Here is a 25323-nt window from a genome sequence, read left to right on the forward strand (position 1 = left end):
GTTTGCACGGCCGGTCTGACGATCGGCCGTTTACGGCGTCAGCGGATGGTTTTCGGCGTCATCATCCGCCGGGCGCCAATATAGTGACGCTGCCAGTAATCCTCGCTCAGGGCGCTAACCTGAATGTCCTTGCCGGTGCGCGGGGACTGAATAAATTTGCCGTCGCCCAGATATACGCCAACGTGGTCCGCAGCGCCGCGACCGTTGATGCGGAAGAACACCAAATCGCCTTTCTCCAGTTCACCGCGCTTGATAGACGCGGCATCGCGCAGGTGATACATCTCGTTAGCCGTGCGCGGTATTTTAAATTTCACTAAATCTTTATAGGCGTACCAGACGAGGCCGCTACAGTCGAAGCCCGTTTTGGGTGAGGTGCCGCCCCACTGATAAGGCTTGCCAAGCTGGCCCATCAGTTTGGTCATCGCGGTTTCACGCGCTTTCTGGTAACGGGCCCGGTGCGCTTTACTCTGCTTCAGCGGAGCAGAGGCTGCCTCAAAGCTCAATGCTTCATCCGTCTCTACAGATTTTCCACGATGACGCCCATAGCGTTTTTTTCCCGCGTTAAGCGCGCTTTTCTTTTTATATTTGCTGGTGGCGACGGCGGCGGTTTTTTGCGGGGCTTTCTTTTTGAGCCTGGATTTCTGTACTGAGACCAGACGGGACTTCTTCGTGGCGGACTCTTTCACTTTTTTGGTGGCGTTGGCTTTGATCGGGCGACGTTTACGCCGCTCATCCTCACGGGCAGCAGTGGTGGTGTCCGCCTTGTGATGATTTGCATTAATAGGGGCATGTGGCGATGCGTGCGCCATATTAAAAAACAGCTGGGCCAGGGCCAGCATCAAGAGCGTGATCAGTAAACGCATCGTTACCATTAAACAGTTTGTGCTTTAGCCCAGCGGGCCTCTGCGTGCCAAAACAGGGGAATCTGCTTTTCAGCAGGGTCTTTATGCAATTCTAATCTAACTCATTAGCAAAAGGTAAGGCCTTTTTTGTTTCAATGATACACAACGGGTAAATCCTGTAAAATTAGCCGAATCAGCCGCTTATCTGTACTGAGGTTGTGCTTTTCTTACGCATTAGCACCGCGTCATCATCAGGGAAACGCTATTTTTAGCTATTGACCTGCCGTCCAGCGGCTTTGCCAGGCAGTATCCTTGCTGAAAATGTCGTTTTCAACGTGGGGACAGAGTCGCTACAATAAATAGACACGAAGTCTCCGATTAAGGAAGCCATTTATGAGTACCGTTGAGAAAATTGAGCGCCAGATAGCAGAAAACCCGATTTTGCTGTACATGAAAGGTTCACCAAAACTGCCAAGCTGCGGCTTCTCCGCGCAGGCCGTGCAGGCACTTTCCGCCTGCGGCGAGCGTTTCGCCTATGTGGATATTCTGCAGAACCCGGAAATTCGTGCCGAGCTGCCGAAGTATGCTAACTGGCCAACTTTCCCGCAGCTGTGGGTTGACGGTGAGCTGGTCGGCGGCTGCGATATCATCATTCAGATGTATCAGCAGGGTGAGCTCCAGCAGCTGATCAAAGAAACCGCGCAGAAGTACCCTTCCGACGCCGCACAATAAGCTGGCCCGGTAATGAAAAAGGCAGAAGTCCCGGACTTCTGCCTTTTTTTATGCTTAAACCGGCAAGCCTTCTCAGGCTAGCTTTCTTCGGCTACCGGCAGCGGCCAGCCGCCCAGGCGTTTCCAGCGGTTCACCAGTTCGCAGAACAGGTCGGCAGTTTGTACGGTATCGTACAGGGCTGAGTGCGCCTGAGTGTTGTCGAAGGCCATACCGGCCGCGGCGCAGGCTTTAGCCAGCACCGTTTGTCCCAGCACCAGCCCGCTCAAGGCGGCAGTATCAAAGGTGACAAAAGGATGGAAAGGGTTACGCTTCAGCCCGGCCCGTTCAGCGGCGGCGTTGGTGAAATTCAGATCGAAGGTCGCATTGTGCGCCACCATAATGGCGCGATTGCAGTCGTTGTCCTTAATCCCCTTGCGCACCAGCTTGAAAATAGCATGCAGGGCGTCGTATTCACTCACCGCGCCGCGCAGCGGGTCAGACGGGTCGATACCGTTAAATGCCAATGCTTCGGGTTGCAGAACGGAACCTTCAAACGGCTCAACGTGGAAATGGAGCGTCTCGTCTTTCTCCAGCCAGCCGTGCTCATCCATTTTCAGGGTGACGGCGGCGATTTCCAGCAATGCGTTGGTCTTCGCATCAAACCCGGCGGTTTCCACATCGATAACCACCGGATAAAAACCGCGAAAACGGCTGCTGAGGGCGTTCAGTTCGTTCGATTCAGACATCAGGATCTCATTGGCGAAAAAATGCAGCGCGTATTATGGCAAATTTCACCACGAGATGCAGCAGGGGAAAGGGAAGTGAAGGGTGCCAAAGGGCACCCCGGAGCATTAATTACCCAGGCCGTGGCCCGCGTGCTTGTTCTCAATCAGCTCAATTTTATAGCCGTCGGGATCTTCAACGAAGGCAATAATAGTGGTGCCGCCCTTAACCGGGCCAGCTTCGCGAGTCACGTTGCCGCCATCCTTACGGATACGATCGCAGGTAGCCGCCACGTCATCCACGCCCAGCGCGATATGTCCGTAAGCGTCGCCGAGATTATAGCTGTCTACACCCCAGTTGTAGGTCAGCTCAATAACGGCGCCTTCGCTCTCTTCGGTGTAGCCCACGAACGCCAGGGAGTATTTATATTCGGTGTTTTCGCTGGTGCGCAGCAGGCGCATTCCCAGGACTTTAGTATAAAAATCAATGGAACGCTGTAAATCGCCAACGCGAAGCATAGTGTGAAGTAAGCGCATAACATCCTCTATATGAAAAGCGTCATCATCCGACAACGGGTAAAAATAAAGTATAGCGGCGATTTCTCCGCAGGGTAATCAGAAGGCTCTGTCTGGTGCGAGAATCGCCGCTTTGGAAACGCGAAAGCACGGGCCGAGCCGGGCGCGGCCCGTTGCCCGATCGGTTGTTAGCCCGCCAGCGTTGGGTAATCCGTGTAACCTTCAGCGCCGCCGCCGTAGAACAATTCCGGGCGCGTTTCGTTCAGCGGCGCGCCTTCACGCAGGCGCTCAACCAGATCCGGGTTAGCGATATAGACGCGGCCAAAGGCAACCGCATCGATCAGCCCTTTCTCAATCAGCTCTTCGGCCTTCTCCGCAGTATAACCGCCAGCGCCGACGATCACGCCCGGATAAGCGGCGCGAATCGCCTTGCGGAAAGCCTCGGTATACGGCTTGCCGCCTGCCCAGTCCGGCTCGGAAATGTGCAGGTAGGCGAGGTTACGCTTCGCCAGCTCAGCGATGTAATAGAGCGCGGCGGCTTCCTGATCTTCACCGTTATCCAGGCCGTTGAACGGGCCCAGCGGCGAAATACGGATGCCGATCCGATCTGCGCTCCAACCGTCAATGGCGGCATCCACCACCTCCAGCGCAAAGCGGGTGCGGTTCTCAACGCTCCCGCCATAAATATCGCTACGCTGATTAGAAGCCGGTGACAGGAACTGATGGATCAGATAGCCGTGGGCAGAGTGCAGTTCAACCAGGTCGAAATCGGCCTCGCGGGCGTTTTTTACCGCCTGGCGGAAGTCCGCTATCACTCCGGGAATTTCGTCAAGCTCCAGCGCGCGCGGCGTTGAGGTCGCTTCACGAACCGGCTGACCCTGAGCGTCGCGCAGGGAAGTGCGCGTTTCAGCGTTAATGGCGGAAGAGGATACCGGGGCCTTGCCATCAGGCTGAACGCTGGTGTGGGAGATACGGCCGGTGTGCCAGAGCTGCACGGCGCTGTGGCCGCCCTGCTGGTGGATACCGGCGTTAATGTCTTTCCACACGGCGATTTGTTCGGCGGAGTGTAGCCCCGGCGCGCCAGCATAGCCTTTAGCCTGAGCGGAAATTTGCGTGGCTTCGGTAATAATCAGCCCGGCGCTGGCGCGCTGGCGGTAGTACTGGCCCATCAGCGGCGTTGGAACATCCCCCGGCTCAATGCTGCGCAGGCGAGTCAGCGGTGCCATAAACACGCGGTTCGGAACGGTGATCGCACCCGTTTTGAGAGGGGTAAACAGTTTCTTCAATTCCATGACTTGCTCCTGGTAGACCGGTCGACTAGTGACGGTGTTTTTTTTTAACGTGGCTCTGGCAGCATCCGCGCAATCTCCTGCCATGCGTTCCTCAATGGCGAACTCTCGCGAGAGATTTTGCTTTGCAGACTGGCGCCCAGCCACAGCATATAAAGATTCTGCGCGCAGGCATCAGGGGTGTTGTTCAGCGTGACGGTACCTTGCTGCACGGCCCGTTCAAGCGCCTGTTTCAGCGTGGCGATCAGCGCTTTAGAACCGGCATCCAGCGCGATGCGCATCTGCTCTGACAAATCGCACACTTCAGCCGACAGTTTGACCGACAAACAGCCCTCGAAGGAGCTTTCCTGACAGAAACTGTCCAGCGATTGCTGGTAATAGTCAAGGATGCGCTGCCGCTGATTGCCCTGATGATCCTCAAGATATTCCCTGAGCCGCTGATGATAAACGGCAAAATAACGTTCGAGCATCGCGACGCCGAACGCTTCCTTAGAGGGGAAATAGTGATAGAACGACCCTTTCGGCACCTCGGCCACCTTCAGCAGCTCGATCAATCCCATCCCGTTGAAGCCGCGCTGTCCGCACAGCTGCTCTCCGGTAAGCAGGATATGTTCTCTGGTGTCAAATCGGGTCGTTTTCATAGGACATAGCGTAACAGACCGATCGGTCTGATTCAAATCCTTGCCTCAGGCCCGGCACGATTTGACCATGTCGAGCGTCGGCTGGTACTCCCTGGTTTGCACGTTCATCATCCCCAGCAGCGTATGGAAAATATTGTCCTGAGAGACCGCCTCGGTTTTAGCCGCCTGAAGCAGGCACTGCTGGTTGATGCCGTAGGTGCTGGCATAATCGGCTGACAGCCACAGCAGGAAGGGGATATGCGTTTGCTGAGACGGAGCAAACAGGTAAGGCGTGCCGTGCAGGTAGATGCCGTGTTCCCCTAACGATTCGCCGTGATCGGACAGATAGACCAGCGCCACGTTAAACCGGCTGCTGTAGGATTTCAGCAGGCTGATGGTGCTGTCGACCATCGAATCGGTATACAGAACCGAGTTGTCATAAGTGTTAACCAGCGCCTGACTGTCGCAGTCCTGAATCTGGTTACTGTCGCAGGTCGGGGTGAATTTGCGCATCTCAGCCGGGTAACGCAGATGGTACGCCGGACCGTGGCTCCCCATCTGATGGAGCACAATCAGCGTGTCGTCTTTTACGCTATCAATGTAGTTATTCAGCCGGTGTAACAGCACCTCATCAAGGCAGTAGTCGCGCTGGCAGAGTTCGCTAACCTGCCATTTAGTCATATCCGTATGCGGAACGCGATCGCAAGCGCCTTTACAGCCGCCGTCGTTTTCACGCCACAGAACGTTAACCCCGGCGTGAGCCATCACGTCAAGCACGCCCTCCTGATGACTGGCGAGCGTCGCGTTGTAGTGAGCGCGCGGCATGTTGGAGAACATACAGGGAACGGAGATCGCCGTTTCCGTTCCGCAGGAGCTGGCATTGGGATAGTAAATGACGTTGTCCTGCTTGAGTTTGGGATTGGTTTCGCGCCCGTAGCCACCCAGCGAGAAATTCTCCGCTCGTGCGGTTTCGCCCAGCACGAAGATCACCAGCGTCTTCTTCGTTTCTGCGGCGATCAGCGGCCCTTTTTGCGCATCCTGACCGATTTTCACCAGCGTCCGATCGCCCGCCAGCCAGCGATTATCCGCGTAATGGCCGACGCCGCTGACCACGTTGGCTGGCGTAATCATCTTCACCAGCCCTTTGTTATTGCGCACCAGAGAGGCGTAATCTTTATAAAAAAGTGCGGCAATCAGCAAAATCACCACCACAGAGGCCAGCGCTAACACCGCGCGCCAGGCAATGTTCATCCACCAGGGACGGTTGTTGCTAATCTTAACTGCGGCAACCAGCACCGCAGGAACTGCGCCAATTAACGTCATCCACAACAGGTAGCGCAGGCTAAAAAGGGCAGTGGCTTCCTGCGCATCCGTTTCGAAAACGTTCTGGATCATATTGGTGTCAATGACCGTTCCGAAGCTGTAGATAAAGTAGTTGGCTGCCGCACTGGAGAGCAACAGAATGATTAGCAGCGGTTTACGTAGCCAGGGCACGGCAACCACGCTAAACAGAAACAGGAAGGCGCTGAACAGCACCACCGGAATGGTGGCGGCAAAAATATAGTCGTGCAGAGAAGTATAGGGAATGGTTTCCCATGTCCTGCCGAGGAACACCGCGTTCAGAATAAAAGTAAAGAAAAGCGCGAGGTAGAGCGTAAAACTGTTTTCGTTACACTGTAACTTAGGCAGAGCGTTCATGACTATCCATCAGCAAATATTACTGCGCAGAGGATAGCGTTGTAACCTTAGTGAAACCTTAACCAGCGTTAAGCAATAGCTGATGACGCGGTGCTGTCCAGCTTTCGCTGGCACGCTGCCATAATAGTCTCCCGCAGCCAGCGGTGCTCAGGATTGGCGTGCAGGCGGGGATGCCAGATGGCCGAAATTTTGATCGGCGGTGTCACCACCGGCAGCTCAAAACAGGCCACCCCGGCTTGTTCCGGATTGCCGGGGAAACAGCCTGATGCCGATAAAGGGACCAGCCCGATAAGATCTGAATGGCGTACGATATTGATAGCATTGGCGAAGCCGGGGACAACCATAATGATCCGGCGCTGTAATCCCTGTCGTGCCAGTGCGGTGTCCACGGGGCCATACAGTTTATTTTTGCGCGAAACCACCACATGTGCATAGCTGACGTAGCGTTCGGCCGTTACGCCGGGATCTTGTAGCAAAGGATGATTGCTGCGGCAGATACCGACAAAGTGGTCGCTAAACAATGTTCGGGTCTTAAGCTCAGGGGCACTGGTACCGAGTACGCCAATTTCCAGGTCAATAGTCCCGTCGCGCAAAGGCTGGGCGTCCTTATCATATTTAGCCACAAAACTCAGGCGCACGCCGGGGGCCTTATTTTGCAATTCGACAGCCAGCGCCGTAGCGGTCAGATCAATGAAGCCCTCACTCGCCCGGAGGGTAAAGTTGTGCTTAAGCGTGGCAAGGTTTAACGCTTTTTGGGCGGGTTGCAGCAGGGCATAGGCGTTACGGGTAGTCTCGCGTACGCGTTCGGTCAGCTCAAGCGCATAAGGCGTCGGCACTAACTGGCGGCCAGCCTGTACCAGCAGTGGGTCATGAGTGGCCTTGCGCAGACGCGTCAGGTTACGGCTCATGGCCGATATGCTCAGACCCATGCGCTGTGCCGCCCCGGTAACGCTTCGCTCGGCCAGTAAAGCATCCAGCGCCTTGAGTAAATTCATATCGATATCAGGCATAGTCAGACAGCTCAGTGGTTTGCGTTCAGTGCAATCTATTATTGCATGTCGCGCGTCTGGTGCAATCTTATGCCTGCCTGTAAGCTCACAATTCGTACATTTTCACTGGAGTTAGCACTATGGCTGAATCAACTATAAAGTCTGCGGCACCCCGTATATTGCTGATTGGCGCATCCCGAGGTATCGGTCTGGCGATGGCTGAAGAGTTACTCAGGCGTCACTGGCAGGTTACTGCTACCGTTCGTGGCTCCGGGCACACTGCGCTACACGATTTGTCTGCAAGGTATCCGCAGGAGCTGACCATTGAGCACCTGGACATGACGGAGACGGCCCAGCTTACGGCTCTCCATCAGCGGCTTACGGGCCAGCGTTTTGATGTCCTGTTCATCAATGCCGGGACCTCCAACCGGAATCCGGATGAAACGATTGCCGAGGTCAGCACCGAAGAATTTGTCTATCTGATGATCACTAATGCGCTATCACCCATGCGAACCGTTGAGACTCTGCAAGAGCTGGTAGAGGCAGACGGTCTGATTGGCATCATGTCTTCCGGTCAGGGAAGTATTGGCAATAACACCAAAGGCGGGAAAGAGCTCTATCGCGGTACCAAAGCCGCGCTGAACCAGTACATGCGCAGCTATGCCGTCCGGGAAGCTGAAAGGCACCCCGCACGTTCTTTGCTGCTTCTTGCCCCCGGCTGGATTCGTACTGACCTGGGAGGAAGCGACGCCGCTTTTAGTTTGCAGGAGACCATTCCTGACATTATCAGTACCATAGAGGCCAGACGCGGCAAACCGGGCCTGCAATATTCAGACCGTTTTGGCAAGGTAGTCCCATGGTAAATTGCAACGTTCGTCTGCCTTTGAGTGCGTTGAAGAGCATTTACTGACGGAGGAAGTGCTACAGGTAAAGCATGATGCAAAGCGATGCCCTAAATAAAAAAAAATGTCCTGAGACTTGCGAACGGAGAATAACCGATCTTCAATAAAGGGTTATCTTATCAGCCGGTCAGGAGGGGCGGTGGCAGAGCAACTTGAGTTTTTCCCGGTTCCAAGCCCCTGTCGGGGAATATGCCAGTCCGACGACCGCGGCTACTGTCGTGGCTGCCTGCGCAGCCGCGAAGAGCGCTTCGGCTGGATGAAATTCACCGATGCGCAAAAGCGGGACGTTCTGCGGCTTTGCCGCCAGCGCTTGCTGCGCCAGCAGCGTGCGGGGAAGGTGGATGCCCCCGACCGACCGGATCAGCCGGAGCTGTTTTGAGGCGTCTACTGCCCCTGTTGTGGCGCTATGCCGACCGGGCCTCTTCGGGCAGCGCCTGCTGAAGCTGTGACAGCGAACAGTACAAACGCCAGATAATGCCCGCCAGTTCGGTTTCCCTCGCGCCGCCTGCGGCGGCCAGCGTGGTGACCATATCCTGCAACTCCTCAAGCGTAGCCGTCAGCGAACTATGATGAACCCCCCGTTCGCTAATGATGCGGTGCAAATCCCTTAACGTGGCGTCACGCATTGCCGCCAGCGTCTCAGCGTCGGTGTGCCAGTCGCGCAGCTGCCAGACAATATGCGAGCAGTTAAGCAGCACCACGCCCCAGCGCAACAGCCAGAGGCGGGCCTGATCGTCGCGGCTGCTGTTCAACTGGTCGACACGATGGTAGATCAGCGACTCAAAGCTGCTCTGGCTGAGATGAGGGCGGCGGCTGAGCTGGTCAAGAAACTCCCGCCGCAGCGCACGGATATGCCGACGGCTGCGGCGTTTGTCCGAGCTGGGGCGCAGGATCTGGAAAGCCAGCCACGCCAGCATCACGCCGATCACCTTGGCAAGATTGTCGTTCAAAAACGACTGGTAATCGTAAGTGGGTGGGTTGGTCACCGCCAGAAACGACCCGCCAAAAACGATCAGCTGGGCCCAAAGGCTGGCGCGCTTCTTCTGCTGTAGCTTAAACAGTTGCAGAGTAATCAGCAGCGGAAAAAGGAAAATCAAAAATTGCCACAGTACGGTGATCTGCACCATCAGGCCAAATTTGATAATGAAGCTGAAAACGGAGAGCAGCAGCAGCGTTTTAAGCAGCAGCGATACGCTGTTGCTGGGAGAGGGAACCGAGGAGTAGAGCACGCAGGCGATCGCCGCCAGCGTAATGGCGGCATCCCCGGCATCCCACTGCGTGGTAAGGGTAAAGGCGCAGCCCAGCATGATCACCGTGAAGGTGCGCAGGGCGCTCCAGCTGGCCTCTGCGCTGTCGGTATGGCGGGCAAGGGCCGGCACCGCAGGGGGAGAGAGGCTGCTATCCGCATCCGCCCGCTCAAACTGCCGTAGCCAGCGGCTGATGTTGAGGTACATCCAGCAGAAATAACGCAGGCGTTGCAGGAAGGCCAGATGGCGATAATCATCTTTATCCGTGGGTGCCGCGGCGCTGAGAATTTGCGCCAGTCGATATTTATTACAGTCGCTTTTCGCCAGCTCCTTCAGCAGTTCCTGTAGCGCGCTGAACAGTGCCTCCGGCGGGTCCTGCCAGTTCAGCAACATGCGCCGCAGGCTGGAGATCACGCTGGTCATTCGCAGCTGCTGGTGCAGAACATAGTTAAGCACGTTGTTTTGGCGGCGAAAGCGGTAGTGGCTCCAGAATGCCTGAATGCGCAGCAGATTCATGGTGAGGATTTGGGCGATCACGCTTTCATGTGCGCTGCGAACGTTGTCGGTAGTCTCCTTTTGTAGCAGCAGCCCGGCATGTTCAAGCAGTTTGTTGTGCATCTCTTTCAGGGAATTGATCAACGTATCGCCGTCCGAGGTGCTGGGCAGGATCATCATCATCAGGCCGCCGCACAGGATGCCGGAGATCACTTCGCAGACCCTTGCCTGGGTAATATCCCACAGATCGTTAATGTCGGTGATATTGACCGTGGTGAAAGCGATGATCGCGGCGGTATAGCCCGCAAGCGAGAAGGCGTAGGCGACGTTGTTTTGATAATGGTTGGCAACCCAGGTACAAAGCGCCAGCCAGGCGGACATGGCCAGCGCAAACAGCCAGGGTTCGTTAAGCGTATGCCCGGCAATCAGCAGCGCGGCGCCGGCGCCCAGCAGGCTGCCGGCAATACGCCCCAGGCTTTTGCTGATCGCGCCGCCGACGGTGGGGAAGCTCACCACCGCCGCCGAGGTCATCGCCCAGTAGGGTTCGTCCAGCTGGAGCCCATAGGCGATGCTCAGGGCAAGGCACATGGCGATAGCGTTGCGCAGGGCATAGCGCCACTGGCCCGCCGTGGCCTTTATCCACGGCAGATTCTGCCACTCAAGCCAGCTCAGGTTCATGGCTGGACGGAGACGGTGCAGGTTGTGCCAGCGATCAGCGGCAGATCCTCAGGGATCGCCGTCAGGCGGATGCGTACCGGCACGCGCTGGGCCAGTTGTACCCAGGGAACGTTAGGTTTGATATCCGGCAGCAGTCCGCTGTCGGTTTCCACGCTCTGATCGTAGATCGCCCGCCCGATGCTTTCGACTTCGCCCTGCAGCTCCCGACTGTCACTGTAGAGGCGGATCGAGGCTTTATAGCCCGGACGGATGTGGCGCAGCTTGGTCTCTTCAAAGTAGCCCATCACGTAGAACGAATGGCTGTCAACCAGCGCAAAGACCGGCGTGCCGCTGGTGGCATAGTTGCCGGGACGCACCGCCAGATTGCTTATCCAGCCGTCGGTTGGCGCGGTAATTTCCGTCTGCGACAGATTCCAGTTTGCCTGGTCCAGCTCGGCCTGCGCGGCTTTAGCCGCCGCGTCCATCGCTTTGGCGCTGAGGTTGGCGGCATCCAGATCTTCGGCGGATATCACATTGCGCGGCAGACTCTGGCGACGGCGCGCCTCGTGCTGAGCTTTGAGCAGGTCCGACTGCGCTTTTGCCAGCTGCGACTGGGCGTTCAGCACCGCGATACGGTAGGGTTCCTTATCGAGTACCATCAGCGTGGCGCCCTTGCTGACAAACTGATTGTCTTTAATCGGCAACTGCTCAATACGACCTGAAACCTGCGGCGTCACGTTAACCATCTCGGCTCGCACCTTGCCGTCTCTGGTCCACGGCGACTGCATATAGTAATTCCACAGCCACCAGGCGGCACACAGGGCGGCCGCAAAGAAAATCACCGTAGTGAAATATTTTAAGGTACTGAATTTCATCTAATCACCAGGAAATAAGCAGCCACAGCGATGCGCTGACGCAGAGAATAAAAAGGGAGAGATCGAGCAGAGTGGGATGCCAGATTTCACCTGAATAGATCCAGCCTCGCAGCAGCGGGTGGAGCAACAACCAGAGGAAAAATCCCAGCAGCACGGCCTTGAACAGCGGTGGGAAATAGACCGAAGCGCCGAACACTAAGTCGGTCAGCGGTGAAAAAGATGATGGATGGAGATTAAGCACGGGGAACGTCCTCCTTGCCTGGCCGCGTGCGGCGTGCCGGGTAATCAATACGTTTCATATCGGATGAATTTGTATTTTGTCCTGTATACTCGCAGAATAGTCTAAAATGAGGCATGATAGCTAGCAAGCTAATTATAAGGAGATGAAATTGGATACCCCACTAGGAACGGACCTCGCAAGATTAGTGCGCATCTGGCGCTCTTTGATCGATCAGCGTCTCAAGCCACTTGAGCTGACGCAAACTCACTGGGTAACGCTGCACAATATCCATCAGCTGCCGCCGGAGCAGTCGCAGATTCAGCTGGCCAAGGCGATTGGTATTGAGCAACCGTCGCTGGTGCGCACGCTGGATCAGCTGGAAGAGAAGGGCTTAATCACCCGGACGACCTGCGCCAGCGACCGCCGTGCGAAACGGATCAAATTGACGGTGGAAGCTGCGCCGATCATCACTCAGGTTGAGCATGTTATTGATGCGACCAGGGATGACATACTGACGGGCATCTCACAGAGTGAGATTGATAAAATGGTCACGCTGATTGCCCGTCTGGAAAAAAATATTCTGGAACTGCAAAACCGCGACGATTAGAAAAACCGGCTGACGCCGGTTTTTTTTCGCTTAACGAGGTGACACTGTAACCTGACTGCCGTTGGAGGCCATGGCGACACGCTGGCCTACAGCGTAGCGGCTGGCGGCCTGCTTCTGCACCACCATGATCGTGTTGCCGTCATCTTTACGAATTTCCAGCTCAACACCCTGCGATTTGTTCATCGCGCCCTGTACGCCCTGACCCGCAACGCCGCCAGCAACCGCGCCGGCTGCTGTTGCCAGGCTGCGTCCTGCGCCGCCGCCGACCGTGTTACCGAGGAAGCCGCCCAGTACGGCGCCGCCGATGGCACCAATGACGTTGCTGTCATCCCCGCCCTGAATCTGCACCGGACGAACGGAAACCAGCGTGCCGTAGGTGACGTTTTGCACCTGCTTGGCTTCTGAAGCACTGTAAACATCGCCGGAAAGCGTGTCAGTATTGGAGCATCCTGCCAATGTTACGCCGGTCAGCGCCACGATTAATAAACGCTTTATCATCGTTAAAACTCCTTAGTTTTCCATTTGCTGCAATTAGTTGCGCAGCGATCGATAGAGTAATTATATGGCAGAAGCCGCCATCCTGGGGAAAAAACTGCTGGCCCCAGCATAACGCAGCGCAAATAAACCATGAATCAATCGGCTGCAAAAGGGGCGAATCAGCGCCAGAAAACGCTACCAGCTTCAAAAATAGTTCGTTAATCATAGAATTGCTCAGGTAATTTTGCGACGCTGTAGGCAGGAACATACGTATACCCACAGCGGTTAAGGCGAAACCATGAAATCAGGACGTTATATCGGCGTCATGTCCGGCACCAGCCTGGACGGTGTTGATGTAGTGCTGGCCGCCATCGACGATCAGATGGTGGCCCAGCAGGCCAGCTACTGCCACCCTATGCCAGCAGACTTACGCCGCGACGTTCTTGCTATCTGCCAGGGACAGGCGCTGACGCTCTCTCAACTGGGGCAGATTGATACCCGGTTGGGGCGGCTGTTCGCCGAAGCGGTGCAGATCCTGCTCCAGCGTGAAGGGTTGGACAGTGGAGATATTACCGCTATTGGCTGCCACGGCCAGACCGTCTGGCATGAACCGCAGGGGGAAGCCCCCAATACGCTGCAAATTGGCGACAACAATCAGATTGTCGCGGCCACTGGCATCACCGTAGTTGGCGACTTCCGCCGTCGTGATATGGCATTAGGCGGACAGGGCGCGCCGCTGGTTCCCGCCTTTCACGAGGCAATATTACTGCACCCGGACGAGCGGCGGATGGTGCTGAATATTGGCGGCATTGCCAATCTGTCGCTGCTGATCCCCGGCCAGCCGGTGGGCGGTTATGACACCGGCCCCGGCAATATGCTGCTGGACGCGTGGATCTGGCGGCATCAGCGCAAAGGGTATGATAAGGACGGGGAGTGGGGAAGCCAGGGCACCGTGGTCCTGCCGCTGCTGCAACAGATGCTGGCCGATCCCTGGTTCGCTCTGCCCGCGCCGAAATCGACCGGCCGCGAATACTTCAATATGTCCTGGGTCGAGCAGCAGCTTGCTACCTTCCCTGGCCTGCCTCCTCAGGACGTTCAGGCTACGCTGGTTGAGCTGACCGCCGCCACCATTGCCGAACAGGTGATGCTGAGCGGCGGCTGCGAACGGCTGCTGGTCTGCGGCGGCGGCAGCCGAAACCCGCTGCTGATGTCCCGCCTGGCGGCGCTGCTGCCCGGCACCGAAGTGGGCAGCACCGATGAGGCCGGGATCAGCGGCGATGATATGGAAGCGCTGGCGTTCGCCTGGCTGGCGTACCGCACGCTCTCCGGCCAGCCGGGAAATTTACCGTCGGTGACCGGGGCAAGAGAGGCTTCGATCCTTGGCGCGATTTATCCCGCCAACCCTGGCCGCTACCGCTAACCCTTTTTCGCAGGAGAGAAGATGAAAAAAATTCTTTTAATGACCACCGTGGCGCTACTGTCGGGATGCAGCTATTTCCACTCCGCACCGGACGAGCCAAAAACGCTGCATTACACCTGCGGCACGATGCCGCTAACCGTCACCGTTGATAACAGTCGCCAGCAGGTTAACCTGATTCTGGACGGCAACCCGCTGACGTTAAAACAGCAGGAGGCCGCGTCCGGCACGCGCTACGGCGATGGAAAATATGTTTTCTGGTCGAAAGGCGACGGGGCGTTTATTGAACGTAACGATAAAATAATCATTAATGACTGCCGCCTGAACGGCAGTTAACGCGTTGAAACCCATTGGGATGAAGCGCACAATGTCTCATCCCCTGTCAGCAGAAGCCCGAGCAATGAACGAAAGTGACAACCTGCAGCAGATTGCCCATCTGCGCCGTGAATATACCCGAGGAGGCCTGCGCCGCAACGATCTCCCAGCCGATCCTTTAGCGCTGTTTGAGCGCTGGCTGGGGCAGTCCATTGAGGCGCAACTCCCCGATCCTACCGCCATGAGCGTGGCGACCGTTGATGAGCGCGGTCAGCCTTATCAGCGCATCGTGCTGCTGAAGCATTTCGACCAGCGCGGGATGGTGTTTTACACCAACCTCGGCAGCCGCAAGGCGCACCAGCTGGAGAATAATCCGCGCATCAGCCTGCTGTTTCCCTGGCACATGCTTGAGCGGCAGGTGATGGTGCTGGGCACGGTAGAAAAGCTGTCGATGGTCGAGGTGCTGAAATACTTTCACAGCCGCCCGCGCGAGAGCCAGATCGGCGCCTGGGTGTCGAAGCAGTCGAGCCGCATCTCGGCGCGAGGCGTGCTGGAAGGTAAGTTTATTGAACTGAAGCAGAAATTCCAGAAGGGCGAGATTCCGCTGCCGAGTTTCTGGGGCGGTTACCGCATTAAAATTGACTCAATGGAGTTCTGGCAGGGCGGTGAACATCGCCTCCACGATCGGTTTTTCTACCAGCGCGAGGCGGATGGCTGGAAAATCGATCGCCTGGCCCCCTAATCCGCGAAATAATCCCGTTAAACGCTGGCACAGAGTGCGCCAGCGCTTTATTCTATGTGCCTCATTTTTCTTCCGCGAGCCAGCGGAAAGCGGTGTACCAGCAAAGGTGCAGACTTTTTCACATGGAGTCAAAGATGGCCAGCAGTAACCTGATCAAACAATTGCAAGAGCGGGGCCTTGTGGCCCAGGTAACGGATGAAGACGCGTTGGCGGAACGACTGGCGCAAGGGCCAATCGCGCTGTATTGCGGCTTCGATCCGACTGCCGACAGCCTGCATTTGGGCCATCTGGTGCCGCTGCTGTGCCTGAAGCGTTTCCAGGATGCGGGCCACCGCCCGGTGGCGCTGGTTGGCGGGGCCACCGGTCTGATTGGCGATCCCAGCTTTAAAGCGGATGAGCGCAAGCTTAACACCAGCGAAACGGTGAGCGAGTGGGTTGAGAAAATCCGTCACCAGGTGGCGCCTTTTCTGGACTTCGACTGCGGCGACAACAGCGCCATTGCGGCCAATAACTACGACTGGTTCGGCAGCATGAACGTACTGACCTTCCTGCGTGATATTGGTAAGCACTTCTCTGTGAATCAGATGATCGGTAAAGAAGCGGTTAAGCAGCGTCTGAACCGCGACGATCGTGGCATCTCGTTTACCGAATTCTCGTACAACCTGTTGCAGGGCTATGACTTCGCCTGCCTGAACGAGCGCCACGGCGTGGTGCTGCAAATTGGCGGTTCCGATCAGTGGGGCAATATCACCTCCGGCATCGACTTAACCCGTCGTCTGCACCAGAACCAGGTCTTTGGCCTGACCGTTCCGCTGATCACCAAGTCAGACGGCACCAAATTTGGTAAAACGGAAGGCGGCGCGGTCTGGCTGGACGCCAGCAAAACCAGCCCGTATAAGTTCTACCAGTTCTGGATCAACACCGCCGATTCTGACGTTTACCGCTTCCTGAAGTTCTTCACCTTTATGAGCCTTGAGGCGATCAACGCGCTGGAAGAAGAGGATAAGAACAGTGGTAAGGCACCGCGTGCGCAGTACGTGCTGGCCGAACAGGTGACCAGGCTGGTTCATGGCGAAGCCGGTCTGGCCGCTGCGGTGCGTATCACCAGCAGTCTGTTCTCCGGCTCGCTGAGCGAGCTGACCGAAGCGGACTTTGAGCAACTGGCGCAGGACGGCATCCCGTTTGTCGCGCTGGAGCGCGGTCAGGATTTGCAGCAGGCGATGGTGGACGGCGATCTGGCTCCTTCACGCGGCCAGGCCCGCAAGCTGATTGATTCGAAGGCGGTCAGCATCAACGGTGAACCTCAGCTCAGCGCGGAGTATGTTTTCGCGCAGGGCGATCGCCTGTTTGACCGCTTCACGCTGCTGCGTCGCGGCAAGAAAAACTACTGTCTGATCGTCTGGCAATAATACCCTTTATCCCGAAAGGCCGGCATGACCGGCCTTTCTTTTTTGGCAGAACGTGGGTTTCGCTATGAAAAACATTCTCTCTATTCAGTCGCATACCGTTTTTGGACATGCGGGCAACAGCGCTTCCGAATTTCCGATGCGCCGGATGGGCGCAAACGTTTGGCCCCTCAACACCGTCCAGTTCTCTAACCATACCCAATACGGAAAATGGACTGGCGTGGTGATGCCTGCCGAGCACCTGAGCGAGATTGTCAGGGGAATTGCCGATATTGACCGGCTGAAGACCTGCGACGCGGTGCTGAGCGGCTATCTGGGGTCGGCGGAGCAGGGCGAGCAGATCCTGGCTATCGTGCGCCAGGTAAAGGCCGCCAATCCCGACGCGTGGTATTTCTGCGACCCGGTGATGGGACACCCTGAAAAAGGCTGTATCGTTGCGCCGGGCGTGGCGGAGTTTCACACTCGTGCTGCGCTGCCTGCCAGCGATCTTATCGCGCCGAATCTGCTGGAGCTGGAAATTCTCAGTGGACACGCGGTCAGCAACGTTGAACAGGCCGTCGCCACCGCGCGCGAGCTGATTGCCCTTGGGCCAAAAGTGGTGCTGGTGAAGCATCTTGCCAGAGCCGGCCTGCGCAGCGATCGTTTTGAAATGCTGCTGGTGACGGCGGAAGAAGCCTGGCATATCAGCCGCCCGCTGATCGATTTTGGCGTGCGCCAGCCGGTAGGCGTGGGCGATCTGACCAGCGGACTGCTGCTGGTGGACCTGCTGCACGGCAAGTCGTTGCAGGAAGCGCTGGAACACGTCACCGCCGCCGTCTATGAAGTGATGCTGAAAACCCATCAAATGGGCGAGTATGAACTGCAGCTGGTGGCGGCTCAGGAAGGGATTGCCCAACCACAGCAGCATTTTGCCGCGGTAAAACTATAAAGGCGCGCGCCACCCGGAGTGAATGCGCCAGTCTTCAGAGCGTATAAAGCAGCAGGGTGTGGCACCCTGCTGCCGGTCCCCTCTGGCTTCTACAGCCCCTCGGCCTTCAGCGCCTCCACGACGGCCGGACGTTCCGCAACCCGTGCGTACCAGGCCTCCAGTTGATCAAGACCGGCTAAATCCAGCCTGATTGCCTTTGCCCAGCGCATGACCGTGAACAGGTAGGCGTCTGCGACGCTGAACCTCAGCCCCATCAGCCAGTGTCTGCCGATCAGCTCGTTATTCGCCCAGCTAAATTTTTGCCGCAGTTTCTCCCGTAACTGGGCTTTGTACTCCTCCGGCGTGGTGGAACCAAACAAAGGGCTGAAGGTTTTGTGCAGCTCGGTGGCAACAAAATTCAGCCACGCCAGGGTTTGATAACGGGTCAGGCTGCCCACCGGCGCCAGCAGCTGCCGGTCGGGCTTCAGGTCGGCAATGTACTGGACGATCGCCGGGCCTTCCGACAGCACCGTACCGTCATCAAGTTGAAGCGCAGGCACCTGGCCTTTCGAATTGATCGACAGATAGTCCTCCTGCTGCTCGGTTTTCTTGCTCTGCAAATCGACCCGCACCAGGGTGAAATCGAGACCGGACTCCAGCAAAACGATATGCGGGGAGAGCGAACAGGCTCCCGGTTTGAAATACAGTTTCATGCGTGCTCCTTTTGCTCGGTGGCGAAAGATAGCTTCAGCTTACTGCCCACGGGCTAAAAAGTCAGCGCGGGGAGACTCACTAGCCCGCACTATTCGTTTGTTTTTTAACCGGCATCAAGCTTTCCGGCCGGAAGCAGTTCAGGGTGGGAAGCGCTTCGCGCGCAACGTCCCAGAATGCCCGGACTCTGGCAGGCATATATTTCAGGTTCTGCGTAACCAGCTGCACGGGCTGCGCCGCAGGGCGGTGGACGGCCAGGATTTCAACCAGCTTGCCCTGCTGCAAATCCTCACTGGCCTGGTAGGAAAGCAGCCGCGTGATCCCTCTGCCAGCCCGAGCGGCTATCAGCTGCGTCTCCACTTCATTAACCATCATCACGGGCTGAATGCGCACCCGCTCCTGGTTCTCCCCCTGGCCAAAGCGCCACTCCCGCGTCGAGCTGACTGAGGTCCCGGCGATCAGATTATGGCTGGCTAAGTCGGCAGGCGTCGCAGGCGTCCCTGCCTTTGCCAGATAGTCAGGGCTGGCTAGTAGCAGTCGCTGCACGCTACCCACCTCAACGGCAACCAGCGAAGAGTCGCGAAGCTGGCCAATGCGCACCGCCATATCCAACCCTGACTCGATCAGATCCTGATAGCTGTCGTTGAGCAGCAGCTCAATCTGAATATCGGGATAGCGATCGAGAAACGCCATCACCAACGGCGCAATGTGCTTGCGGCCAAACTGCACCGGCGCGGTGACGCGCAGCAGCCCGGTGAGCTGGGTGCGCTTCGAGTCCTGGAGCGCCTGCTGGTAATCACCGAGCAGCGCTTTAGCCCGCTCAAACAGCAGCAGTCCGGCCGGGGTAGGCGAAAGCTGGCGCGTCGTCCGCTCAATCAGGCTGGCGGCGAAGCGGGTCTCCAGCGACGCCAGCGAGCGGGTAATCGCCGGCGGCGAGCGGCGTAGCCGACGGGCGGCAGAGGCCAGGCTGCCCTGCTGCACGACGGCCACAAACACCTCAAGCTCATCCAGTTTGTCCATCATTATTCCGGTAGGTGAAATTATGAATTGCCATAATGCAGGTTTTGCGCCGTTTAGTGCAAGAGTAAGCTCGGGGGAAACGTAAAGGAGAAAAACATGAGCACACTCACGCTATACAACACTCCGCTGTCTGGTCACGGTCACCGGGTAAAACTTCTGCTCAACATGCTGAATTTGCCTTTTGAAGAACGCGAGGCGGGGAGCGATGAACGTAAAGCCAGGCAATTCCTGGCGATTAATCCGCTTGGTCAGGTTCCGGCGCTGATTGACGGCAGTACCACGATTGTCGACAGCAACGCGATCCTGCTGTGGCTGGTGAAGCGCTACGCGCCGGACAGCCAGTGGCTGCCAAAGGATCTGGCGCTGGAGGTTCAGGTACACCAGTGGCTGGCGAAGGCGGCCGGCGAGATCCGTTACGGAGTGGCATCGGCACGGATGGTTAAGCAGTTTTCCGCGCCGGAGAACTACGACTCGGCGCTGCTGGTGGCGGCGAAATTCCTGCCGCAGATGGAACAGCATCTCCACGATCGACGCTGGCTGGTAGGCGGAGAGGCGACGCTGGCCGATCTGGCATGTTATGCCTACGTCGCCCGCGCACCGGAAGGGGGAATCTCGCTTACTCCTTATCCGGCCATTCAGCGCTGGGTAGCCAGCGTCGAGTCGCTGCCCGGCTTTGTGGCTCTCCCTCCGCTGCCGCTGCCAGAGATCGGTTAATCATGTTTCATCCCGGCGAGCTGCTGGCGCAGCAAAAAGCGGGTTACGGCGAGGTCAGGGCTGCCGTGTATGACGCTATGCCGACGCAGCACCGCGAGTTCTTCGCCGGTCTGAATACGTTCTATCTTTCGGCGGTGGATGACGCCGGTTTTCCCGTGGCCATGATGTTGCAGGGACCGCCCGGCTTACTGCATTGCGTGGACGGGAATCTGCTGGAGATCTCGCTAGCCGCGGTCAGCGCCGCGCCGCTGTTACCTCTGTTGCAGCGAGGCGTGGCTGTGGGTGGATTGGGGATCGATTTTTCCAACAGAAGGCGTAACCGGGTCAATGGCGTGGTCGCTGCCGTCAACGAGGAGAGCATCAGTATTCGGGTGGTGGAAAGCTTCGGTAACTGTCCGCAGTACATTCAGCGGCGCGATTTGCCAGCGGTGAATCCGTGGAAGGCGGCGGTGGAGGTTGAACCGCTGACGGGACTGGACGCCGATGCACGTTACCTGATCGCGGCCACGGACACCTTTTTTGTTGCCAGCCATGCCTCGCGCCAGGCTGGCGCGGGCGGCGTTGATATCTCTCATCGCGGCGGCCTGCCGGGATTTATTGAGCTGCGGCAGGGAAAGTTGCATATCCCGGACTATCGCGGCAATCGCTATATGAATACGCTGGGTAATCTGCTGCTTGAACCGCGCTGCGCGCTGCTGCTGCTGGATTTTCATCAGGGGGCGGCGCTGCATATTCAGGGGCGTGCGGAAATTGACTGGCAGCCAGTAGAGGAGGGGCTTACCGAGCGGTACTGGCAGGTTGATATCGACAGGGTTACGCGCCTCAGGCAGCTTTTTCCGCCCGCCGGGCTGAAGGTTGAGTTTGCCGACAGCTCACTTACCGCTGGCAGGCAGTAAAAAGGGCGGCACCATGGCCGCCCTGATTCGCTCTCTCCGCCAGCCGTCAGGCTTTCGCTTCTTTCAGCTCAGGCTGTTCGTCCTGGGTCATACGGTTCAGCTTTGGCGCCGTCAGCAGCATCAGAATCGCAATCACGCCGGTTGCCATGCCAATTTGCAGGAATACGTCGCCGTAGACGTGCAGAGATTGCAGCGGATCGGTGATGTCATCGGGTACGGCCATCAGGTTGGCTACCTTACCGGCAATCATCGCCGCGCCAGCGGTGGTCAGGAACCACGAGCCCATGATAAAGCCCATCAGGCGCTGTGGAACCAGCTGCGCCACCATGGCCAGGCCCAGCCCGGAGATCATCAGCTCACCTATGCTTTGCAGCGCGTAGCTCAGGATCAGCCAGTTTACCGAAACGATGCCCATCTGGTTAGCAAACTTCGCGCCCAGCGGCAGCACGAGGAACGCGGCGGAGCAGAGGATCATCCCCAGCGCGAACTTGTGCGGCATCGGCAGACGGTCACCCATCTTGTTGTACACCGCCGCCAGAATCGGACTGAAAATCATGATCCAGAACGGGTTGAGCGCCTGGTACTGCTCGGGCTCAAAGGCGATCCCCAGAATGCTGTGTTCCACGTTACGGATGGCGAAGAAGTTCAGCGACGTCGGCATCTGCATATAGAGGACGAAGAACACTACCGCTTCCACCATCAGCAGGAAGGCCACGATCATTTTGCGGCGTGCCGCACCTTTCATCGCAAAGGCTTCCCGGGCGAAGATCACCACGATGCCTGCCGCAATCACCGCCAGCACCAGCCGGGCAATGCCCTGGTTATGCAGCAGCCAGGTTGCCAGCGCCACCAGTATCGCCACGCCAACCAGCGTAGCCAGCAGTTTGCCCAGGTGCAGGGGCTGGAAGTCAGGCTTCGAACCGTGATTTTTCACCCACTTGCGGAACAGCATGAAGTTCACCAGGGTGATCAGCATGCCGACGAACGACAGGGAAAACGCCACGCTCCAGCCAAATTTCGCCGCCAGCCACGGGGTAGCCAGCATGGAGAAGAAGGAGCCGATGTTGATCGCCATGTAGTACATGGTAAAGGCGCCATCAAGACGCGGGTCACCTTTCTCATAGCAGGTTGACAGCAGCGAGGAGGGATTAGCCTTAAACAGGCCGTTACCGACGGCAATGGTCGCCATGCCGATATACACCAGGTTCACATCGTGGCCGGACCAGGCGACCAGCGCATAGCCCAGCGCCAGCACCAGCGTACCCAGCACGATAACGCGCTTGGTGCCGAGTACTTTATCGCCCAGCCAGCCGCCGACGGCAACCAGCCCGTAAACCAGCGCGCTGAATGAGGCGAACAGGGTGATCGAGCTGGCTTCCGACATGCCCAGCTGTTTCACCAGATAGACCGCCATAATGCCTTGCAGGCCGTAGTAACCAAAGCGCTCCCAAAGTTCGACCGAGAAAATCAGATAGAACGATTTAGGTTGCTTGAATGCATTGAGGCTGTTCACCTCAGGATGTTTGTTTGCAGTTGACACTGGTACCTCTGAATTTCGTATCCTGATTCGACATAGAAAATAAGTCGTCGTTATACAAGGTGGGCATTCGCCGCATGGTTATAAGATAGAAAAAGCGGCGGTTAATTTCGCCGATCGAGCTGCATCAGGCAAGCGTTTTTTCATATATCGCCTTCCTGGCTATAAAAGGTGTTAATAAGAAGTTAATAGGTATTAAACGGCAGAATGTACTGATTGGTGTTTTTATAATGGAATAAACAACTTAAATAAGGCGTAAGTTTAAGCAAATGGCAGAGCGACTGGCTGGTGATGATTTTATGGATTGATATATCGCAGAAATGTTAATGACTACTATTTATGACTATTGTCTCATTTTAAATTAGCGGTAGCTGCGATATTTTGCTCAGTGGTGGTGATTTTAACCGAAGCTGGACGGATAAATGTGACATGGATCACTTTAAGTCGACATATTAATAGTTGAAAAATATCTTTTCATCAATTCACTGCTCTCCAGACTCCTCACTGGCGTTCTTTTTTTATTTTCAGCGTTTTATCAGCGAAATCTCCCCTGATCGGGCTGGCAATTGTCACCGGCAAGTGCAGCGCTGAATTCTATATTGATTGAACGTTCAATATAAAATAGCTATAATCATTCTCATTCAATAGCTGAAACCGATGAAGCACCATGCCAAAAGTAGGAATGAAAGCCATCCGTCAGGCGCAGCTGATTCGCGCCACCCTGACGGTTATCGATCGGGTAGGGCTGGCCGACGCCAGCCTGGTGCTGATTGCCAGAGAGGCAGGCGTCTCGACGGGCATTGTCAGCCACTATTTCGGCGACAAGAATGGTTTGCTGGATGCCTGTATGCGGCAGATCCTTTCCGACTTATATCAGGCCGTCGAGCATCATCGTAAGCAGACTGATGACCGCCCCGAGTCGCAGATTCGCGCCATTATTGACGGCAATTTTGACGTCTCGCAGATTGCCGGACCGGTACTGAAGACCTGGCTGGCTTTCTGGACCAACAGCCTGCATCAGCCTGACCTGCAACGGTTGCAGCGGATTAACGACCGTCGTCTCTATTCTAACCTGGCGGTACAGTTTGCCAGGGTGTTGCCTGAACAGCAGGCCCGCGATGCGGGCGCCAGCCTGGCGGCGCTGATTGACGGTCTGTGGCTGCGTATGACCTTAGCGCCGCAGCCGATGGCTGAAGGGCTGGAGAGTGCCCGGACGCTTTGCTACCAGAATCTCGCACTGTGGCTTTCGGGCGCGGTGCACTAACCCCAAAGGAGGATGCATGGCAGAGTTGCAACGCCGTGGACTTTATATCAATGGCCGTGAAGAGCACGGGCATGGCGAAACATTCACTACCATCAACCCCGCCAATGGCGAAGTGCTGGCCGAGATCACCGCTGCCAGCGTGCAGGATATCGATCGTGCCGTAGCTTCAGCGCAAGCTGGTCAGCGCATCTGGCGCGGCTATACGCCGGTGGAACGTAGCCGCGTGCTGCTAAAGGCCGTGGCCCTGCTGCGTGAGCGTAATCAGCCGCTGGCCGAGCTGGAAACGGCGGATACCGGCAAGCCTATTTCTGAAACTGCCGCCGTGGACATCGTTACCGGTGCCGACGTGCTGGAGTATTACGCCGGGCTGGCCGTGGCCGTCGAGGGTGAATCTATCCCTCTGCGGGAGAGCGCGCTGGTCTACACCCGACGCGAACCGCTCGGCGTCTGTGCCGGGATCGGCGCGTGGAATTACCCGATTCAGATTGCCCTGTGGAAAAGCGCGCCGGCGCTGGCTACCGGCAACGCGATGATCTTCAAGCCAAGCGAAGTGACGCCGCTAAGCGTGCTGGAGCTGGCGAAAATCTTCACCGAGGCCGGCCTGCCGGACGGCGTATTCAACGTTGTGCAGGGCGCGGGTGCCGTGGGTCAGGGGCTGAGCCAGCATCCGCAGATTGCCAAGGTTTCCTTTACCGGCGAGGTTAATACCGGCAAGCGGGTGATGGCTGATGCCGCGCTGGCTAATCTCAAGTCCGTCACCATGGAGCTGGGCGGCAAATCGCCGCTGATCGTTTTTGAAGATGCCGAGCTGGAACGCGCGGTGGACGGCGCGATGATGGCGAACTTCTACAGCAGCGGTCAGGTTTGCACCAACGGCACCCGGGTGTTTGTTCATCGTTCGCTGCTTCCGGCGTTTGAAAAGCGTCTGCTGGAAAAAATGGCCGGGATTCGCTGTGGTGACCCGCAGGACCCGCAGGTTAACTTCGGCCCGCTGGTCAGCGAAGAACACTGCCAGAAAGTGGTCGCGTACCTGAATATTGGTAAGGAAGAGGGCGCTCGTCTGCTGACCGGCGGTTCGCGGATGACTGAGGGCACTTTTGCCAGCGGCTGCTACGTTGAGCCTACCGTTTTTACCGACTGTCGCGACGAGATGCGGATCGTGCAGGAAGAGATTTTTGGCCCGGTGATGAGCGTGCTGGCCTTTGATGATGAGCAGGAAGCGATCGACCGTGCCAACAACACCGAGTATGGGCTGGCTGCTGGCGTGTTCACGACGTCGCTGAATCGCGCACATCGGGTGATCCATCAGCTGGAAGCAGGGATCTGCTGGGTAAACAGCTGGGGCGAATCACCGGCGCCGATGCCGGTTGGCGGCTACAAGCAGTCCGGCGTGGGTCGCGAGAACGGACTGGAGACGCTGCATCACTACACGCGAACCAAGTCGATCCTGATCGAGATGGGTGACTATCCCTCCGCGTTCTGATCGGCAACAACGCTTTCTAAGCAGTCTGATATTTTTGCCGCGGC

General features: G+C 57.0%; 27 protein-coding genes. 13 read left to right on the forward strand and 14 right to left on the reverse strand.

Annotated elements, in window-relative coordinates; all coding sequences use genetic code 11:
* Positions 1-38 precede the first annotated feature (38 nt).
* Positions 39-863 carry a C40 family peptidase gene (locus NG99_RS16235; RefSeq protein ID WP_034895419.1) on the reverse strand — a complete coding sequence of 275 codons (825 nt, stop codon included), beginning with the start codon at positions 861-863 and terminating at the stop codon, positions 39-41.
* 372 nt (positions 864-1235) lie between these two features.
* Between NG99_RS16235 and NG99_RS16240 the strand changes: the two genes are divergently transcribed.
* Positions 1236-1574 carry a Grx4 family monothiol glutaredoxin gene (locus NG99_RS16240; RefSeq protein WP_034895194.1) on the forward strand — a complete coding sequence of 113 codons (339 nt, stop codon included), beginning with the start codon at positions 1236-1238 and terminating at the stop codon, positions 1572-1574.
* 77 nt (positions 1575-1651) lie between these two features.
* Here NG99_RS16240 and rnt read toward each other — a convergent pair whose 3' ends face one another.
* The 6 genes from rnt to NG99_RS16270 form a co-directional block, all read right to left on the reverse strand.
* A complete protein-coding gene (gene rnt, locus NG99_RS16245) occupies positions 1652-2299 on the reverse strand; it encodes a ribonuclease T (RefSeq protein ID WP_034895196.1) in 648 nt (215 codons plus the stop codon).
* Positions 2300-2404: 105 nt separating this feature from the next.
* The gene (gloA, locus tag NG99_RS16250; RefSeq protein WP_034895197.1) at positions 2405-2812 is read right to left on the reverse strand and encodes a lactoylglutathione lyase; all 408 of its coding nucleotides are present in this window, start codon (positions 2810-2812) and stop codon (positions 2405-2407) included.
* 167 nt (positions 2813-2979) lie between these two features.
* Complete coding sequence (gene nemA, locus NG99_RS16255) at positions 2980-4083, reverse strand: alkene reductase (RefSeq protein ID WP_034895199.1); 1104 nt, start codon at positions 4081-4083, stop codon at positions 2980-2982.
* A gap of 44 nt (positions 4084-4127) precedes the next feature.
* Positions 4128-4721 (reverse strand): TetR/AcrR family transcriptional regulator, encoded by a 594-nt coding sequence (locus NG99_RS16260; RefSeq protein ID WP_034895201.1) that lies wholly within the window; start codon positions 4719-4721, stop codon positions 4128-4130.
* A 45-nt stretch (positions 4722-4766) separates the two neighbouring features.
* A complete protein-coding gene (eptA, locus tag NG99_RS16265) occupies positions 4767-6398 on the reverse strand; it encodes a phosphoethanolamine transferase EptA (protein ID WP_034895203.1) in 1632 nt (543 codons plus the stop codon).
* Positions 6399-6466: 68 nt separating this feature from the next.
* The gene (locus NG99_RS16270) at positions 6467-7408 is read right to left on the reverse strand and encodes a LysR family transcriptional regulator (RefSeq protein ID WP_034895205.1); all 942 of its coding nucleotides are present in this window, start codon (positions 7406-7408) and stop codon (positions 6467-6469) included.
* Between the two features lie 119 nt (positions 7409-7527).
* Here NG99_RS16270 and NG99_RS16275 point away from each other — a divergent pair, with 119 nt between their 5' ends.
* On the forward strand, positions 7528-8250 hold the full coding sequence (locus tag NG99_RS16275) for an SDR family oxidoreductase (protein WP_034895207.1): 723 nt from the start codon (positions 7528-7530) through the stop codon (positions 8248-8250).
* Positions 8251-8428: 178 nt separating this feature from the next.
* A complete protein-coding gene (locus tag NG99_RS16280; RefSeq protein ID WP_034895209.1) occupies positions 8429-8668 on the forward strand; it encodes a DUF1289 domain-containing protein in 240 nt (79 codons plus the stop codon).
* Between the two features lie 25 nt (positions 8669-8693).
* Here NG99_RS16280 and NG99_RS16285 read toward each other — a convergent pair whose 3' ends face one another.
* From NG99_RS16285 to NG99_RS16295, 3 genes are read right to left on the reverse strand one after another with little or no spacing between them, the layout of a single operon-like run.
* Positions 8694-10709: an FUSC family protein gene (locus tag NG99_RS16285; protein ID WP_034895211.1), complete on the reverse strand. Its 2016-nt coding sequence runs from the start codon at positions 10707-10709 to the stop codon at positions 8694-8696.
* On the reverse strand, positions 10706-11563 hold the full coding sequence (locus NG99_RS16290; protein ID WP_034895213.1) for an efflux RND transporter periplasmic adaptor subunit: 858 nt from the start codon (positions 11561-11563) through the stop codon (positions 10706-10708). The genes NG99_RS16285 and NG99_RS16290 overlap by 4 nt, the downstream gene beginning before the upstream one ends.
* A 4-nt stretch (positions 11564-11567) precedes the next feature.
* Complete coding sequence (locus NG99_RS16295; RefSeq protein ID WP_034895215.1) at positions 11568-11804, reverse strand: DUF1656 domain-containing protein; 237 nt, start codon at positions 11802-11804, stop codon at positions 11568-11570.
* A 148-nt stretch (positions 11805-11952) separates the two neighbouring features.
* Between NG99_RS16295 and slyA the strand changes: the two genes are divergently transcribed.
* A complete protein-coding gene (gene slyA, locus NG99_RS16300; RefSeq protein ID WP_034895421.1) occupies positions 11953-12390 on the forward strand; it encodes a transcriptional regulator SlyA in 438 nt (145 codons plus the stop codon).
* Positions 12391-12420: 30 nt separating this feature from the next.
* Here the strand turns inward: slyA and slyB are convergent, their stop codons facing one another.
* Positions 12421-12888 (reverse strand): outer membrane lipoprotein SlyB, encoded by a 468-nt coding sequence (gene slyB / locus NG99_RS16305; protein WP_034895217.1) that lies wholly within the window; start codon positions 12886-12888, stop codon positions 12421-12423.
* 277 nt (positions 12889-13165) lie between these two features.
* Here slyB and anmK point away from each other — a divergent pair, with 277 nt between their 5' ends.
* The 5 genes from anmK to pdxY all read left to right on the forward strand — a co-directional run bounded on the left by anmK (position 13166) and on the right by pdxY (position 17675).
* The gene (gene anmK, locus NG99_RS16310) at positions 13166-14287 is read left to right on the forward strand and encodes an anhydro-N-acetylmuramic acid kinase (RefSeq protein WP_034895219.1); all 1122 of its coding nucleotides are present in this window, start codon (positions 13166-13168) and stop codon (positions 14285-14287) included.
* Positions 14288-14308: 21 nt separating this feature from the next.
* Entirely contained in the window at positions 14309-14620 is a 312-nt protein-coding gene (locus NG99_RS16315) for an MliC family protein (RefSeq protein WP_034895221.1), read from the forward strand.
* Between the two features lie 64 nt (positions 14621-14684).
* Complete coding sequence (gene pdxH, locus NG99_RS16320) at positions 14685-15341, forward strand: pyridoxamine 5'-phosphate oxidase (protein ID WP_034895222.1); 657 nt, start codon at positions 14685-14687, stop codon at positions 15339-15341.
* A gap of 134 nt (positions 15342-15475) precedes the next feature.
* A complete protein-coding gene (gene tyrS, locus NG99_RS16325; protein WP_034895231.1) occupies positions 15476-16750 on the forward strand; it encodes a tyrosine--tRNA ligase in 1275 nt (424 codons plus the stop codon).
* A 64-nt stretch (positions 16751-16814) separates the two neighbouring features.
* The gene (gene pdxY, locus NG99_RS16330) at positions 16815-17675 is read left to right on the forward strand and encodes a pyridoxal kinase PdxY (RefSeq protein WP_034895233.1); all 861 of its coding nucleotides are present in this window, start codon (positions 16815-16817) and stop codon (positions 17673-17675) included.
* Between the two features lie 89 nt (positions 17676-17764).
* Here the strand turns inward: pdxY and gstA are convergent, their stop codons facing one another.
* On the reverse strand, positions 17765-18367 hold the full coding sequence (gene gstA, locus NG99_RS16335) for a glutathione transferase GstA (protein ID WP_034895235.1): 603 nt from the start codon (positions 18365-18367) through the stop codon (positions 17765-17767).
* A 79-nt stretch (positions 18368-18446) separates the two neighbouring features.
* Positions 18447-19385 (reverse strand): LysR family transcriptional regulator, encoded by a 939-nt coding sequence (locus NG99_RS16340; RefSeq protein WP_034895237.1) that lies wholly within the window; start codon positions 19383-19385, stop codon positions 18447-18449.
* 96 nt (positions 19386-19481) lie between these two features.
* On the opposite strand from NG99_RS16340, the gene NG99_RS16345 reads away from it, so the two are divergent.
* A complete protein-coding gene (locus NG99_RS16345) occupies positions 19482-20099 on the forward strand; it encodes a glutathione S-transferase (protein ID WP_034895239.1) in 618 nt (205 codons plus the stop codon).
* 2 nt (positions 20100-20101) lie between these two features.
* Positions 20102-20995, forward strand: coding sequence for a PNPOx family protein (locus NG99_RS16350; protein WP_034895240.1), 894 nt, complete (start codon positions 20102-20104; stop codon positions 20993-20995).
* A gap of 46 nt (positions 20996-21041) precedes the next feature.
* On the opposite strand, the gene dtpA is transcribed toward NG99_RS16350, so the two are convergent.
* Positions 21042-22535 carry a dipeptide/tripeptide permease DtpA gene (gene dtpA / locus NG99_RS16355; RefSeq protein ID WP_034895242.1) on the reverse strand — a complete coding sequence of 498 codons (1494 nt, stop codon included), beginning with the start codon at positions 22533-22535 and terminating at the stop codon, positions 21042-21044.
* A 664-nt stretch (positions 22536-23199) separates the two neighbouring features.
* Here dtpA and betI point away from each other — a divergent pair.
* Both betI and betB read left to right on the forward strand, forming a co-directional pair.
* Positions 23200-23796, forward strand: a complete 597-nt coding sequence (betI, locus tag NG99_RS16360) for a transcriptional regulator BetI (protein WP_034895244.1) — start codon at positions 23200-23202, stop codon at positions 23794-23796.
* 16 nt (positions 23797-23812) lie between these two features.
* Complete coding sequence (gene betB, locus NG99_RS16365; RefSeq protein ID WP_084110555.1) at positions 23813-25279, forward strand: betaine-aldehyde dehydrogenase; 1467 nt, start codon at positions 23813-23815, stop codon at positions 25277-25279.
* The last annotated feature ends 44 nt before the right edge of the window (positions 25280-25323 follow it).

The organism is Erwinia typographi (assembly GCF_000773975.1).
Taxonomy (GTDB): Bacteria; Pseudomonadota; Gammaproteobacteria; order Enterobacterales; family Enterobacteriaceae; genus Erwinia; species Erwinia typographi.

Coding starts and splice junctions, on each gene's coding strand:
- NG99_RS16235 (WP_034895419.1), bottom strand. CDS start 863: ATGCGTTTACTGATCACGCTCTTGATGCTGGCCCTGGCCCAGCTGTTT.
- NG99_RS16240 (WP_034895194.1), top strand. CDS start 1,236: ATGAGTACCGTTGAGAAAATTGAGCGCCAGATAGCAGAAAACCCGATT.
- rnt (WP_034895196.1), bottom strand. CDS start 2,299: ATGTCTGAATCGAACGAACTGAACGCCCTCAGCAGCCGTTTTCGCGGT.
- gloA (WP_034895197.1), bottom strand. CDS start 2,812: ATGCGCTTACTTCACACTATGCTTCGCGTTGGCGATTTACAGCGTTCC.
- nemA (WP_034895199.1), bottom strand. CDS start 4,083: ATGGAATTGAAGAAACTGTTTACCCCTCTCAAAACGGGTGCGATCACC.
- NG99_RS16260 (WP_034895201.1), bottom strand. CDS start 4,721: ATGAAAACGACCCGATTTGACACCAGAGAACATATCCTGCTTACCGGA.
- eptA (WP_034895203.1), bottom strand. CDS start 6,398: ATGAACGCTCTGCCTAAGTTACAGTGTAACGAAAACAGTTTTACGCTC.
- NG99_RS16270 (WP_034895205.1), bottom strand. CDS start 7,408: ATGCCTGATATCGATATGAATTTACTCAAGGCGCTGGATGCTTTACTG.
- NG99_RS16275 (WP_034895207.1), top strand. CDS start 7,528: ATGGCTGAATCAACTATAAAGTCTGCGGCACCCCGTATATTGCTGATT.
- NG99_RS16285 (WP_034895211.1), bottom strand. CDS start 10,709: ATGAACCTGAGCTGGCTTGAGTGGCAGAATCTGCCGTGGATAAAGGCC.
- NG99_RS16290 (WP_034895213.1), bottom strand. CDS start 11,563: ATGAAATTCAGTACCTTAAAATATTTCACTACGGTGATTTTCTTTGCG.
- slyB (WP_034895217.1), bottom strand. CDS start 12,888: ATGATAAAGCGTTTATTAATCGTGGCGCTGACCGGCGTAACATTGGCA.
- anmK (WP_034895219.1), top strand. CDS start 13,166: ATGAAATCAGGACGTTATATCGGCGTCATGTCCGGCACCAGCCTGGAC.
- NG99_RS16315 (WP_034895221.1), top strand. CDS start 14,309: ATGAAAAAAATTCTTTTAATGACCACCGTGGCGCTACTGTCGGGATGC.
- pdxH (WP_034895222.1), top strand. CDS start 14,685: ATGAACGAAAGTGACAACCTGCAGCAGATTGCCCATCTGCGCCGTGAA.
- tyrS (WP_034895231.1), top strand. CDS start 15,476: ATGGCCAGCAGTAACCTGATCAAACAATTGCAAGAGCGGGGCCTTGTG.
- pdxY (WP_034895233.1), top strand. CDS start 16,815: ATGAAAAACATTCTCTCTATTCAGTCGCATACCGTTTTTGGACATGCG.
- gstA (WP_034895235.1), bottom strand. CDS start 18,367: ATGAAACTGTATTTCAAACCGGGAGCCTGTTCGCTCTCCCCGCATATC.
- NG99_RS16340 (WP_034895237.1), bottom strand. CDS start 19,385: ATGGACAAACTGGATGAGCTTGAGGTGTTTGTGGCCGTCGTGCAGCAG.
- NG99_RS16345 (WP_034895239.1), top strand. CDS start 19,482: ATGAGCACACTCACGCTATACAACACTCCGCTGTCTGGTCACGGTCAC.
- NG99_RS16350 (WP_034895240.1), top strand. CDS start 20,102: ATGTTTCATCCCGGCGAGCTGCTGGCGCAGCAAAAAGCGGGTTACGGC.
- betI (WP_034895244.1), top strand. CDS start 23,200: ATGCCAAAAGTAGGAATGAAAGCCATCCGTCAGGCGCAGCTGATTCGC.
- betB (WP_084110555.1), top strand. CDS start 23,813: ATGGCAGAGTTGCAACGCCGTGGACTTTATATCAATGGCCGTGAAGAG.